Origin of the sequence: Amycolatopsis kentuckyensis (genome assembly GCF_041679295.1) — a bacterium.
GTDB classification, from domain to species: domain Bacteria; phylum Actinomycetota; class Actinomycetes; order Mycobacteriales; family Pseudonocardiaceae; genus Amycolatopsis; species Amycolatopsis kentuckyensis_A.
This window is the reverse complement of sequence record NZ_JBGDMD010000030.1, coordinates 1-12,678: the sequence shown is the minus strand read 5'-3', so window position 1 is coordinate 12,678 and position 12,678 is coordinate 1. Positions and strand designations below refer to the sequence as shown.

Here is a 12,678-nt window from a genome sequence, read left to right as displayed (position 1 = left end):
ACAGAACAGCTGCCCCCCACCCGTCACCTGTGGACAACCCACCCCGCCCGCCGACACCGCCCCGCCGTTTCGGGTAAAGATGGACACGTGGAAGTGGACCTGGTCGTGCCGATGAAACACCCCCGCGACGGCAAGTCGCGGCTGCGTGGCGCCGTAACCCCGGACCGGCACCCCGCCCTCGTCCTCGCCCTGGCCGCCGACACCCTCGCCGCCGTCACCTCGGCCGCGCGCGTCCGGCGGGTGCTGCTCGTCGCGTCCGATCCGGCCGCTGTTGCCGGACTCGCGGAACTGGGTGTCGAGATCGTCGCCGAGCCCCCCGAACACACCCTCAACGCCGCCTTCCGGCACGGCGCCGACCTGCTCCGGCGAGACGATCCGCACGCCGTCGTCGGAGCGCTCCAAGCCGACCTGCCCGCCCTGCGCGCCATCGACCTGGCCGACGCGATAGCCGAAAGCGACCACCGAAGGGCCTTCGTAGCCGACCGTCAAGGCACCGGCACCACCCTCCTGCTGTCCGCCCCCGGCGCCCCCCTCGACCCGCGCTTCGGCCCCGGCTCGGCCCGCCTCCACGAAGCCTCCGGCGCCGTCCCGCTCCGGGAAAAACTCCCCACCCTGCGCAGCGACGTCGACACCCCCGAAGACCTCGCCCACGTCAAAGCCCTGGGTGTCGGGAAACACACAGCCGAGCTGTTCACCTGACCTTCACCGCGGCCTGCGCAATTCCGCGTGGCTTGGTGAAGAATGGGGTCCGTGAGCACAGACGACGGCGGCACGCCCGCACCGCGGAGGCGACGGAACCCGGCGAACGGATCTTCGGAGACGGCGAAGAAGGCGACCACCGCCAAGAAGGTCCCGTCGAAGTCCACCGCGCGCGACACCGCGGCCCGTGCCACCGCCGGCAAGGCCCGGCCCCGCAAGACCACCGCCGCGGCGGCCACCCCGGCCGCGAACCGGCGCCGCAGCTCCGCGCAGGGCAACCCGCGCGGCGCCGAGGAGTTCCGCGCCGTCCCGTCGGCACCGCCCGCGGTCACCGCCGCGCCGACCGCCGTCGAGACGCTGCCGGACGACCGGTACTTCAACCGCGAGCTGTCGTGGCAGGACTTCAACGCCCGCGTGCTCGCGCTGGCCGAGGACGAGTCGCAGCCGCTGCTCGAACGGACGAAGTTCCTCGCCATCTTCGCGTCCAATCTGGACGAGTTCTACATGGTCCGCGTCGCCGGCCTGAAGCGCCGCGACGAGACCGGCCTGCTGGTGCGCAGCGCCGACGGCCTCACCCCGCGCGAGCAGCTCGACTACATCGCCAAGCGCAACCAGGACCTGGTCGAGCAGCAGACCGGCGCGTTCGAAAAGGGCCTGCGCCCGCTGCTGGCCGAGCACGACATCCGGATCGTCGGCTGGGCCGACCTCTCCGGCGCCGACCAGCTCCGGCTCTCCAGCTACTTCTCCGAGCAGATCTTCCCGGTGCTGACGCCGCTGGCCGTCGACCCGGCCCACCCGTTCCCGTACATTTCGGGCCTTTCGCTCAACCTCGCCGTCACGGTCCGCGACCCGGAGGGCGGCACCGAGCGCTTCGCCCGCGTGAAGGTGCCGAGCAACGTGCCGCGCCTGATGCGCGTCGAGACCGAGCGGACCAGCCGGACGGCGACGTTCCTGCCCCTCGAAGAGCTCATCGCCGCCCACCTCGGCGAGCTGTTCACCGGCATGGACGTCACCGAGCACCACGTCTTCCGCGTCACCCGCAACGCCGACTTCGAGGTCGACGAAGACCGTGACGAAGACCTCCTGCAGGCCCTCGAGCGCGAGCTGGCGCAGCGCCGGTTCGGCCCGCCGGTGCGCCTCGAGGTCGCGCAGGACATGAGCGAGCACATGCTCGAGCTGCTGCTGCGCGAGCTGGACGTCGACCCGGCGGACGTCGTCGAGGTGCCCGGCCTGCTCGACCTGACCTGCCTGCACCAGCTGTCCAGTGTGGACCGCAAGGAGCTGAAGGACCGGCCGTTCGTGCCGGCGACGCACCCGGCGTTCGGCGAGCGCGAGACGCCGAAGAGTGTTTTCGCGACGCTGCGCGAGGGCGATGTGCTGGTGCACCACCCGTACGACTCGTTCTCCACGAGCGTGCAGCGCTTCATCGAGCAGGCGGCGGCCGACTCGAAGGTCCTCGCGATCAAGCAGACGCTGTACCGGACGTCGGGTGACTCCCCGATCGTGGACGCGCTGATCGACGCCGCCGAGGCGGGCAAGCAGGTCGTCGCGCTGGTCGAGATCAAGGCGCGGTTCGACGAGCAGGCCAACATCACCTGGGCGCGGACGCTGGAGCGCGCGGGCGTGCACGTCGTGTACGGCCTGGTCGGGCTGAAGACGCACTGCAAGGTGTCGATGATCGTGCGCCAGGAGGGCTCGACCATCCGCCGCTACTGCCACATCGGCACCGGCAACTACAACCCGAAGACCGCGCGGCTCTACGAGGACATCGGCCTGTTCACCGCCGACCCGAGCATCGGCGCGGACGTCACCGACCTGTTCAACGTGCTCACCGGCTACTCGCGCCAGGACACCTACCGGACGATCCTGACGTCGCCGCACGGCATCCGCCGCGGCATCGTGCGCGCGATCGGCGAGGAGATCGAGCTGGCCCGGGCCGGGCAGGACGCCGGCATCCGGATCAAGTGCAACTCGCTGGTCGACGAGCAGGTCATCGACGCGCTCTACCACGCGTCGCAGGCCGGGGTGCCGGTCGACATCGTGGTGCGCGGGATCTGCACGCTGAAGCCCGGCGTCGAAGGGCTGTCGGAGAACATCCACGTCCGGTCGATCCTGGGCCGGTTCCTGGAGCACTCGCGGATCTTCAACTTCCGCGCCGGCGGCACGCACTGGATCGGCAGCGCGGACATGATGCACCGGAACCTCGACCGGCGGATCGAGGCGCTGGTGCGCGTCAAGGACCCGAAGCTGACCGCGCAGCTGGACAACATCTTCGACTCGGCGCTCGACCCGGCGACGCGGTGCTGGGTGCTGACCGCGAGCGGCGAGTGGGCGCCGTTCCCGGCGGACGGCTCGCGGGTGCGCGACCACCAGCTGGAACTGGCGAAGCTGCACGGGGCCGCCGGATGACCCACGAGGTACGGGCGGCCGGCGCGGTGCTGTGGCGCGTCGCCGGAGGGGGGACGGAAGTCGCCCTGGTCCACCGCCCGCGGTACGACGACTGGTCGCTGCCGAAGGGAAAGCTCGATCCGGGCGAGACGATCGCCGAGGCCGCCGTCCGCGAAGTGCGCGAAGAGACGGGGTTCGACGCGGTCCTGGGCCGCTACCTGGCCCGGACGGCGTACCCGGTGCCCGCGCGCAACGGCACCGGCACGGTCCCGAAGACGGTCGACTACTTCAGCGCCGAAGCCGTGTCCGGCGAGTTCGCGGCGAACGACGAGGTCGACGAGCTGCGCTGGCTCGGCCCGACGGCGGCGGAGAAGCTGCTGACGCGGCCGGAAGACGTGCGGGTGCTGCGTGCTTTCTGCGAGCTCCCGGTGGGCCTGACGACGCTGCTGCTGGTGCGCCACGCGAAGGCCGGCAAGCGCGACGAATGGAACGGCGACGACGACCTCCGGCCGTTGTCGGAGGCGGGGCTGCGGCAGGCCTCGGCGCTGCGGCGGGTGCTCGGCCTGTTCGGCCCGGACCGGGTGCTTTCGGCGCCGCGCCTGCGGTGCGTGCAGACGGTGCACGGGGTCGCCGAGGACGTCGGCGCCGAGGTGCGCCACGAGCCGCTGCTGTCGGAAGAGGGCTACTGGCCGGACCCGGTGCTCGGGGTCGCGCGGCTGCTGGCGCTGGCGGGCGACGGCGGCACCCCGGTGGTCTGCAGCCAGGGCGGCGTGATCCCCGACCTGGTCAGCGCGCTGGCCGACCGCGACGGCGTGGAGCTGCCCGCCGCGCGCGGCGGCGTGGTGCCGAGCAAGAAGGGCTCGTTCTGGGTCCTGTCGTTCCGCGCGCCGACGGACCAGGAGGGCCCTGTCCTCCTCGCGGCCGACTACCACCCGAGCGCGCTGCCGACGCCCTCCCCCAGCCACCGCTGAAGCACCGCTGTCACGCGACAGCGTCGTGACAGTCGATCTTGGTGTACTGGTACCGGGCCCCGCTGGGCTGCGCCGGGCTAGGGGTACGGCGCATCCCGGGACGGGGGCCCGACTGCGGGCACCGTCGCCAGCAGGGCCTGGATCTCCGGGATGCGGGGGTCGCCGAGGCGCTGGCAGACGCTCAGCGCCTCGGCCCAATGCCGCCGCGCCTGCTCGCCCCGGCCCGTGCGGAGCTTGAGCCTGCCGAGGGTGATCCGGACGTCGATGGTGCCGTAGTCGGCGTTCAGCTCCTTCAGCTCGGCAAGCGCTTCCAGGCCCGCCTTCTCCGCTTCGTCGTGCCGCCCGGCTCCTTCGAGCGCTTCGGCGACGTTGCCCAGCGCCAGCGCCGCGTGGTAACGGTCGCCCAGCCCCTCGAAGGCTTCGTGCGCGGCCTGGGCCGCTTCGGCGGCGTTGTCGTAGTTGCGCAGGCCGATGCGGCTGGCGCTGACGTTCAGCAGCGCGTGCGGCACGAAGGTGCGCTGGCCGTGGTCGCGGGCGAGCCGGACGGCCTGCAGTGCGTGGCGCTCGGCCTCGGCGTACTCGGCCCGGACGTAGTAGGCGCCGGCCAGGTTGGACAGGATCGCCACGGCCAGCGCGGTCCCGTCGCCCGTCTCCGACGCCGCGCGCGCCTCCTCCAGGGCTTCGAGCGCCTTGTCGGGCTGCAGGGTGCGCAGGTAGGCCGAGCCGAGGTTGTTGGCGCTGTACTGCAGGCCGGTGTTGTCGTCCGCGGCACGCGTGGCGGTGACGGCCGTGCGGGCCGTCGTGATCCAGTCGTCGCGGTCGTGGCGTTCGGCGAAGAACCCGCGCAGCAGCCAGGCGAGCTTCCACGCGTGGGCGGTGAAGCCGGTTTCGGCGGCGATGCCGACGAGCGCGGTGAGCGCCGCGCGTTCGGTCGTGTACCAGGCGATCGTCTGCTCGTGCTGGGTGAACGGGACGGCGGGCAGCGGCGGGGCGTCCAGCGCGATGTCGTCGGTGAGCAGGTCGGGGCGGACGAGCTTGGTCGCTTCGGCGACGCTCGCGAGGTACCAGTCGAGGAGCCGGCGCAGCGCCGCCGTGCGTTCCGCCGCGCTCGACTCGGTTTCGACGAGCTCGGCGGCGTAGACGCGCAGGAGGTCGTGGAACTGGTACCGGTCGGTGCTGGGCTGGTTGAGCAGGTGCGCGGCGGCGAGCTGGTCGGCCAGTTCGCGGGCTTCCCGCAGGTTCGCGCCGGCGAGCGCGGCGGCCGAGGACAGGCTGAAGCCGTGGCCGGGGTGCAGGCCGAGCAGCCGGAAGAAGCGCGCGGCGGCCGGGCGCAACGCCTTGTACGACCAAGAGAACGCGGCCCGCAGGTCGGTGCCGGCGTCCTGCGGGTCGCGCAGGGTGTCCAGGCGCAGCCGCTGGTCGCGCAGCTCTTCGACGATCCCCGCGAGCGAAACGCCGGAGAACCGCGACGCGCGTTCCCCGGCCAGCGCCAGTGCCAGCGGGAGCCGGCCGCACAGCTGGACGAGCTCGGCGACGGCGTCCGGTTCGGCGGCGAGGCGCTGCGGCCCGACGCTGCCGGCGAGCAGGGCGGCGGCGTCGACGTCGTCGAAGGAACGCAACGCGATCCGGCGGGCGCCGTCGCGGGCGACGAGGCCGCGCAGCTGGTTGCGGCTGGTCACGACGACGAGGTTGTCCGGCCCGGGCAGCAGCGGCCGGACCTGGTCGGCGTCGCGGGCGTTGTCGAGCAGCATGAGCGTGCGGCTGCCGGCGAGGCGGCTGCGCAGGAGCGCGGAGCGTTCCTCCACTGTGGAAGGCAGGGTTTCGGGCGGGACGCCGAGGGCGCGCAGGAACCCGGCCAGCGCGGCCTCGGGCGTGACGGGGGTGCCCGCGGAGTGCCCGCGCAGGTCGAGGAACAGCTGGCCGCCGGCGAAGCGGTCGCGGACGCGGTGCGACCAGTGCACGGCCAGCGACGTCTTCCCGACCCCGGCCGTCCCTTCGATGACGACGATGCCGGACGCGCCGCCGGGCGGGAGCCGGTCGAGTTCGGCGAGTTCGGGGCCGCGGCCGGTGAAGCCGGCGACGTCGAAGGGCAGCTGGCGCGGCACGGTGTGCACGGCGGGTTCGACGTCGGCGGCGAGCAGTTCGGCGTGCAGCCGGCGCAGGTCCTCGCCGGGTTCGACGCCCAGTTCGTCGGCCAGCAGGGCGCGCAGCCCGGCGTAGCGGGAGAGCGCTTCGGCGCGCCGGCCGGACCGGGCGAGGACGCGCACCAGCCGTTCCCACAACGATTCCCGCAGCGGGTGCTGGGCCACGAGGTCGGTGAGCTCGGCGACGAGCCGGGCGTCGGGGACGAGGCCGGTGTCGAGGTCGATGCGCTGCTCGACGGCGAAGAGGTACCGCTCGGTCAGCAGCGGCCCCCATTCGGCGGCGAGCACGGCGGATCCGACGCCTTCGAGGGGCGCGCCGCCCCAGGCGGCGAGCGCGGCGGTGAGCAGGGCCCGGCGGCGGGTGGGTTCGGTGGCGGCGGCGGCCTGGTCGAGGGTGCGGAGGAAGCGCAGCGCGTCCACCCGGGACGGGTCGACGACCAGCCGGTACCCGTCCGGTTCGGTGACGACGGTGTCTTCCCCGCAGAGGCGGCGCAGGCGCATGACGTAGGTCTGGAGGCTGCCGCGGATGTGCGCGGGAGGGGCTTCGCCCCAGACCCCGCGTGCGAGGGCGTCGATCGTCACCAGGCGGCCGGCGGAGAGGGCGAGCGTCGCCAGCAGGGCACGCTGCCGAGAGCTGGTCAGCACGACCGGCGAGCCGCCGACGAGCACCTGGAACGGGCCGAGCAGCCGGATGTCGATGGTGGTCGCCCCCAGGTTCGCGCGCGCCGCGGGACACCGCCGGACGCGGACCCCGAGGAAGGCAGCGTGGCATCACTCGGCCGGGCGCTCAAGCAACTTTGCGAAATTGGGCGGAACCGGTTGCGGGGCGGGTGGGTGCTCCGAGCGGGTGGTGCACGGGTCCCGTTCGGACGGCCGATCTTGGCAGTGGGTAACGCGGGTTCCGGTGCTGGGCAAGGCGGGTCGCTTCTCCTACCGGTCCGCGAACGCGGCAGGGCCCCGCGCACGGATGCGCGGGGCCCTGCCGTGAATGTCCTACGCCCAGCGGGGGTCACCCCCCAGGGGACCCCTGCTTTCACGTTACCGCAGGGGTACGACAGTTTTGGCCGGTCAGCTCTTCTTGGCCGCCGTGGTGCGCCGGGCCGGAGCCTTGGCGGCCGTGGTCTTCCGGGCCGTCGTCGACTTCGCCGCCGTCGTCCTCGCGGCCGCGGGCTTCGCTGCCGTCGTCTTCGCCGCCGTCGTCTTCGCGGCAGTCGTCTTGGCCGCCGTCGTCTTCGGAGCAGCCTTCGCGCGCGACGTGGTCGCCTTCGCCGGAGCCGCCTTCGCCGCCGTCGCCCGCGTTGTCGTGGCCGCCTTCGGGGCCGCCGTCGCGCGAGTCCGCGTCGTCGTCGAGCGCGTCGTCGCCGGCTTGGCCGCCGCCGCGCGCGTGGACGTGGTCGTCGTCGCGCGAGAAGACGTCGTGGCACGGGAAGACGCGGCCGCGCGCTTCACCGGCGTGGCCTTCGGCAGCTTCTTCGCGCCGGAAATGACCTCCTTGAAGGTGGTCCCGGCGCGGAACGCGGGCACGTTGGTCTTCTTGACCTTCACGGCCTCACCAGTCCGCGGGTTGCGCGCGGTACGAGCGGCACGAGCGCGCTTTTCGAACACCCCGAAGCCGGTGATGTTGACCTTTTCGCCCTTGTTGACCGTCCGGATGATGATGTCGACCAGACCGTCGACCGCCTCGGAAGCGGCCTTCTTGTCGCCCAGGCGCTCCGTCAGCGCCTCGATCAGCTGGGCCTTGTTGGCCATTCCAGTCCTCCAAGAAGGAAGTACTCGTCCACGGCCGCGTCGGGCCGACTAGCGACACGGTATTACCAAGGCAGCACAAATTCCAAACGGTACGCGGAATCTTTCCCTTGCGCCGGGGCGGGTTCCGCCTCGCGGGAGATCCCCGCGAGAGCCGTTCGGTGTGGTATCGCAGCCAGCCGGGCAAGAGGCGGAATCCCAAGAGACACAAGGGATTCCGCCTCTTGACAGCCCTACGGAGCGGCGATCGGCGTGGTCGTCGGCTTCCAGGACGGGCGGGCCGTCTCGAACGCGTCGATCTCACCGGCATGGCGCAACGTGAGAGCGATGTCGTCGAGGCCCTCCAGCAACCGCCAGCGGACGTAGTCGTCGATCTGGAAGGGCGCGGTGAAGTCCTTGGCCCGCACGGTCTTGGTCTCGAGGTCGACCGTGACCTCCGTGCCGGGCTCGTTCTCCAGCAGCTTCCAGAGCAGCTCGACGTCGTGCTGCTCGCACTGGGCCGCCACCAGGCCGCCCTTGCCGGAGTTGCCCCGGAAGATGTCGGCGAACCGGGCGGAGATGACGACCCGGAAGCCGTAGTCCATCAGCGCCCAGACGGCGTGCTCGCGGGAGGACCCGGTGCCGAAGTCCGGCCCCGCGACCAGCACGCTGCCCCGCGAGAACGGCTCGGTGTTGAGGATGAAGTCCTGGTCACCGCGCCAGGCGGCGAACAGCCCGTCCTCGAACCCGGTCCGGGTCACCCGCTTGAGGTAGACCGCCGGGATGATCTGGTCGGTGTCCACGTTGGACCGGCGCAGCGGGACGCCGATGCCGGTGTGCTGGGTGAACGGTTCCATGTCGGTAGCTCCTCGCGTGGGTCAGCGGGCGGCGGTCAGCAGGTCTTCCGGCGACGACAGCGTGCCTCGCACGGCCGTGGCGGCGGCCACGAGCGGCGAGACCAGGTGCGTCCGGCCGCCCTTGCCCTGCCGGCCCTCGAAGTTGCGGTTCGACGTCGACGCGCTGCGCTCGCCCGGCTTCAGCTGGTCCGGGTTCATGCCCAGGCACATCGAGCAGCCGGCCTGGCGCCACTCCGCGCCGGCCGCGGTGAAGACCTCGTCGAGGCCCTCCTCCTCGGCCGCCTTGCGCACCCGCATGGAGCCGGGAACCACCAGCATCCGGACCGAGTCCGCCACTTTCCGACCCCGCAGCACCTCGGCCGCGGCCCGCAGGTCCTCGATCCGGCCGTTGGTGCAGGAGCCGAGGAAGACGGTGTCGACGGCGATCTCGCGCAGCGGCGTCCCGGGCTTCAGGTCCATATAGGACAGGGCCTTTTCAGCAGCGATGCGGTCGTTCTCGTCCGGGATCTGCTCCGGGTCGGGCACCTCGGCGCCCAGCGGAAGCCCCTGGCCGGGGTTGGTGCCCCAGGTCACGAACGGCGTCAGCTCGCTCGCGTTCAGGTGCACCTCGGCGTCGAACTCGGCGCCGTCGTCGGTGCGCAGCTGCCGCCAGTTCTCCACCGCCGCGTCCCAGCCGGCGCCCTGCGGCGCGTGCGGACGGCCCTTCAGGTAGGCGAACGTCGTCTCGTCCGGCGCGATCATCCCGGCGCGGGCGCCGGCCTCGATCGACATGTTGCAGACGGTCATCCGCGCCTCCATCGAAAGCGCTTCGATGGCCTGGCCGCGGTACTCCAGGATGTAGCCTTGGCCGCCGCCGGTGCCGATCTTCGCGATCACCGCGAGGATGATGTCCTTCGCCGTGACGCCGGGCCGCAGTTCCCCGTCGACCGTGATCGCCATCGTCTTGAAGGGACGCAGCGGCAGCGTCTGCGTGGCGAGCACGTGCTCGACCTCGGACGTGCCGATGCCGAAGGCGATGGCGCCGAACGCGCCGTGCGTGGAGGTGTGGCTGTCACCGCAGACCACGGTCATCCCGGGCTGCGTCAGGCCGAGCTGCGGGCCGATGACGTGCACGATGCCCTGCTCGGCGTCACCCATCGGGTGCAGCCGGACCCCGAACTCCTTGCAGTTGCGGCGAAGGGTGTCGACCTGGGTGCGCGAGACCGGATCGGCGATGGGGAGCTCGATGTCGACGGTCGGGACGTTGTGGTCCTCGGTCGCGATGGTCAGGTCGGGGCGGCGCACCGGCCGCCCGGCCAGCCGGAGGCCGTCGAAGGCCTGCGGGCTGGTCACTTCGTGCAGCAGGTGGAGGTCGATGTAGAGCAGGTCCGGCTCGGCGCCTTCACCTCGGCGCACGAGGTGGCTTTCCCACACCTTCTCCGCCAGCGTGCGGGCCTTGCCGGTCGGGCTGGTCATCTCCGGCTCCTTCCACGGTTCGACGTCGGAACTCGGGCGCGCACCTGCGGAACGGATGCGAGCCGCGAAGGAAGGGCGCAGCTCGAGTTCAGGGTTTTCCCAGATGCTGGACTTCCCAAAGTGCGGGACGCTAGTATCGGGTCGTGGGACAGCATAGCGGTATCGGAGTACTGGACAAAGCAGTGGCCGTGCTGCAGGCGGTCGCGGACGACCCCTGCGGCCTCGCGGAACTGTGCACGCGGACGGGCCTGCCCCGGGCCACCGCGCACCGGCTCGCGGTCGGGCTCGAGGTGCACCGGCTGCTGCGCCGCGGTCCGGACGGCCGCTGGCGTCCCGGTACGGCGCTGGCCGAACTGGCGGGCGGTTCGACCGACCCGCTGCTCGACGCGGCGGGTGTGGTACTGCCGAAGCTGCGGGACGTCACGGGCGAAAGCGTGCAGCTCTACCGCCGCGACGGCGTCCAGCGCGTGTGCGTCGCGACGGCGGAACCGCCGTCCGGCCTGCGGGACACGGTCCCGGTGGGTTCGCGGCTGCCGATGACGGCCGGCTCGGGCGCGAAGGTCCTCGCCGCGTGGGCGGATCCGCACACGCAGCGCACGATCCTGGCCGACGCGGTCTTCGGTGAGCGCACGCTCCTGGAGGTGCGGCGCCGCGGGTGGGCGCAGTCCGTCGCCGAACGCGAGCCCGGTGTGGCCAGCATCTCGGCGCCGGTGCGCGATTCCGCGGGCACGGTCGTGGCCGCGGTGTCGGTGTCCGGCCCGATCGAGCGCATCGGCCGCAAGCCGGGAGCGCGCTGGGCCGCGGACCTGCTCGCCGCGGCGGACGCGTTGCAGGAACGACTCTGAAGCCGGTCAGGGTTCAGGCTTGACCGGTTTCGAAGCGCGCCACCTTGCCGTCGCGAACGGTGAACGCCCACCGCGTCCGCATGGCGCCCCACGTCGAGTTCGAGTAGTTCGCGACGAACCGCCGCCCCTCCTCCCGGGCGGTCTCGACCTCCAGGTGGCCCTGGCTGGAGAAGATCTCCTTTTCGGTCCACTCCGCGAGGTCGCGGTCGGTGCCGTCGTCGGACATCGTCGCGTCGGGCGTCAGCGCGGCCCGGAACGCTGCGCGGTCGCCCGCGTTCAGCGCGTCGACGAGCGCGCGCACGGCGGGGTCTTCGATCAGGTTCGTCATGACGTCATCGTGCACCGTTCGGGGGAACCTCGCGAAAACGGCGTATTCGGTGACGGCGGCCACGTCTCCTCCAGGACAGCACCACGGAGGGGGAACGACCATGTTGAACAGAAGGGCACTGGCGATGCTGCGGGCGGTCGGCGCCGGGCGGGCCGAGCTGACCTGCAGCTGCGAACCGGACCTGCGGGTCGACGGGCTGCCGTGCTGCGACCAGGCGACGGCGCACGAGCTGGCGCGGGCGGGCCTGATCCGGCCGGTCCGCGTGGTGGCCGTCGGGCAGTGGACGCGCGCGGAGCTGACCGAGGACGGCCGGTCGGCGCTGGGCGGGACGCTCGCCGCGGCGTGACGCAACCGGCGCGGCCCCTCGCGCGTGTACTCGCAAAGCGGGAGGGGAAGCCATGAAGATCGCGCCGGGTTTGCTGGGGGTGTGCCTGCTGCTGGCCGCGTGTTCGGGGGCGGGTCCGACGGCGCCGCCGACGGTGACGGTGACGGCGCCGCCGACCCTGGCGACACCCCCGTCCGCCGACCCGGCGACGCTCGGCTGGCTGGACGGCTTCTGCTCGGCGATCCACGACTACCGGAAGCGCACCAACGCGGAGGCGGCCCCGGGAACGTCGGAGCCGGGCTCGGTCGAGGAGGCGCAGCAGGCGCTGAGCCAGGAGCTGGGCGGCATCGCGGACCGGACGGGCGAGGTGGTCGACCGGCTGCAGGCCCTCCCGCCGGCACCGGTACCGCTGGCCGAGACGGTCCGGCAGGCGTTCGTCACGAAGTACACAACGGCCCGCGACAGGGCGCGCGACGCGAAGAAGACACTGGACGGCGCGAAGCCGGGCGACGCGGCTTCGCAGGAGCCGGCGTCGATGGCGCTGACGCAGGCTCAGCAGGACGTCGACGGGACTTACGACCCGGTGGCCCCGCTGGCGGAGTCGCCGGAACTGCTGACGGCGGCGGCGAGCGCGCCGGGCTGCAAGGCCTGAGGCGGCACACACCGACCCCCGCCCTCCCTGGGCAGGGCTCCGGCAAAGTCGGGTGGGGCGATGCTCCGCCCGGCACCACCGCCCGCGGGGCGCCGGGCCGAAGAGGCGTTTCGGCGGGACGCCGAGCTTCGATGGTCATCGACGACTCGTTCATGCCATCCGCCAACCGCCGCCTGAACGACTGCCCACCGCCACGCCACCAAAGCCGACGCCAAAGGCGAGAGGCCCCCGAGAACGTGCACCGACGAGGACCCAGACTCCCCCGCACCCCGATCCGAAGCCAGAACAC

The 12,678-nt window shown here is 72.4% G+C and carries 11 protein-coding genes; 6 read left to right on the top strand and 5 right to left on the bottom strand.

The window, feature by feature from the left end; all coding sequences use genetic code 11:
- The first annotated feature begins 87 nt into the window (after nt 1-87).
- Genes cofC through ACERZO_RS50020 form a run of 3 tightly spaced genes read left to right on the top strand, consistent with a single transcriptional unit; the run spans nt 88 to nt 4,058 of the window.
- A complete protein-coding gene (gene cofC / locus ACERZO_RS50030; RefSeq protein ID WP_372673112.1) occupies nt 88-699 on the top strand; it encodes a 2-phospho-L-lactate guanylyltransferase in 612 nt (203 codons plus the stop codon).
- A gap of 42 nt (nt 700-741) precedes the next feature.
- A complete protein-coding gene (locus ACERZO_RS50025) occupies nt 742-3,108 on the top strand; it encodes an RNA degradosome polyphosphate kinase (protein ID WP_372673111.1) in 2,367 nt (788 codons plus the stop codon).
- The gene (locus ACERZO_RS50020) at nt 3,105-4,058 is read left to right on the top strand and encodes an NUDIX hydrolase (RefSeq protein WP_372673110.1); all 954 of its coding nucleotides are present in this window, start codon (nt 3,105-3,107) and stop codon (nt 4,056-4,058) included. Before ACERZO_RS50025 ends, ACERZO_RS50020 begins: the two co-directional genes overlap by 4 nt.
- A 77-nt stretch (nt 4,059-4,135) precedes the next feature.
- Here the strand turns inward: ACERZO_RS50020 and ACERZO_RS50015 are convergent, their stop codons facing one another.
- The 4 genes from ACERZO_RS50015 to leuC form a co-directional block, all read right to left on the bottom strand.
- Nucleotides 4,136-6,847 (bottom strand): AfsR/SARP family transcriptional regulator, encoded by a 2,712-nt coding sequence (locus ACERZO_RS50015; RefSeq protein WP_372673109.1) that lies wholly within the window; start codon nt 6,845-6,847, stop codon nt 4,136-4,138.
- A 423-nt stretch (nt 6,848-7,270) separates the two neighbouring features.
- On the bottom strand, nt 7,271-7,951 hold the full coding sequence (locus ACERZO_RS50010; RefSeq protein WP_372673108.1) for an HU family DNA-binding protein: 681 nt from the start codon (nt 7,949-7,951) through the stop codon (nt 7,271-7,273).
- A 230-nt stretch (nt 7,952-8,181) separates the two neighbouring features.
- A complete protein-coding gene (leuD, locus tag ACERZO_RS50005) occupies nt 8,182-8,784 on the bottom strand; it encodes a 3-isopropylmalate dehydratase small subunit (RefSeq protein ID WP_372673107.1) in 603 nt (200 codons plus the stop codon).
- A 21-nt stretch (nt 8,785-8,805) separates the two neighbouring features.
- Complete coding sequence (leuC, locus tag ACERZO_RS50000) at nt 8,806-10,239, bottom strand: 3-isopropylmalate dehydratase large subunit (RefSeq protein WP_372673106.1); 1,434 nt, start codon at nt 10,237-10,239, stop codon at nt 8,806-8,808.
- Nucleotides 10,240-10,382: 143 nt separating this feature from the next.
- Here leuC and ACERZO_RS49995 point away from each other — a divergent pair, with 143 nt between their 5' ends.
- The gene (locus ACERZO_RS49995) at nt 10,383-11,084 is read left to right on the top strand and encodes an IclR family transcriptional regulator (RefSeq protein ID WP_051183801.1); all 702 of its coding nucleotides are present in this window, start codon (nt 10,383-10,385) and stop codon (nt 11,082-11,084) included.
- A 13-nt stretch (nt 11,085-11,097) separates the two neighbouring features.
- Here ACERZO_RS49995 and ACERZO_RS49990 read toward each other — a convergent pair whose 3' ends face one another.
- A complete protein-coding gene (locus ACERZO_RS49990; RefSeq protein WP_372673105.1) occupies nt 11,098-11,412 on the bottom strand; it encodes a nuclear transport factor 2 family protein in 315 nt (104 codons plus the stop codon).
- Between the two features lie 100 nt (nt 11,413-11,512).
- Here ACERZO_RS49990 and ACERZO_RS49985 point away from each other — a divergent pair, with 100 nt between their 5' ends.
- Complete coding sequence (locus ACERZO_RS49985; RefSeq protein WP_372673104.1) at nt 11,513-11,758, top strand: hypothetical protein; 246 nt, start codon at nt 11,513-11,515, stop codon at nt 11,756-11,758.
- 52 nt (nt 11,759-11,810) lie between these two features.
- The gene (locus ACERZO_RS49980; protein WP_372673103.1) at nt 11,811-12,389 is read left to right on the top strand and encodes a hypothetical protein; all 579 of its coding nucleotides are present in this window, start codon (nt 11,811-11,813) and stop codon (nt 12,387-12,389) included.
- Nucleotides 12,390-12,678: the final 289 nt, after the last annotated feature.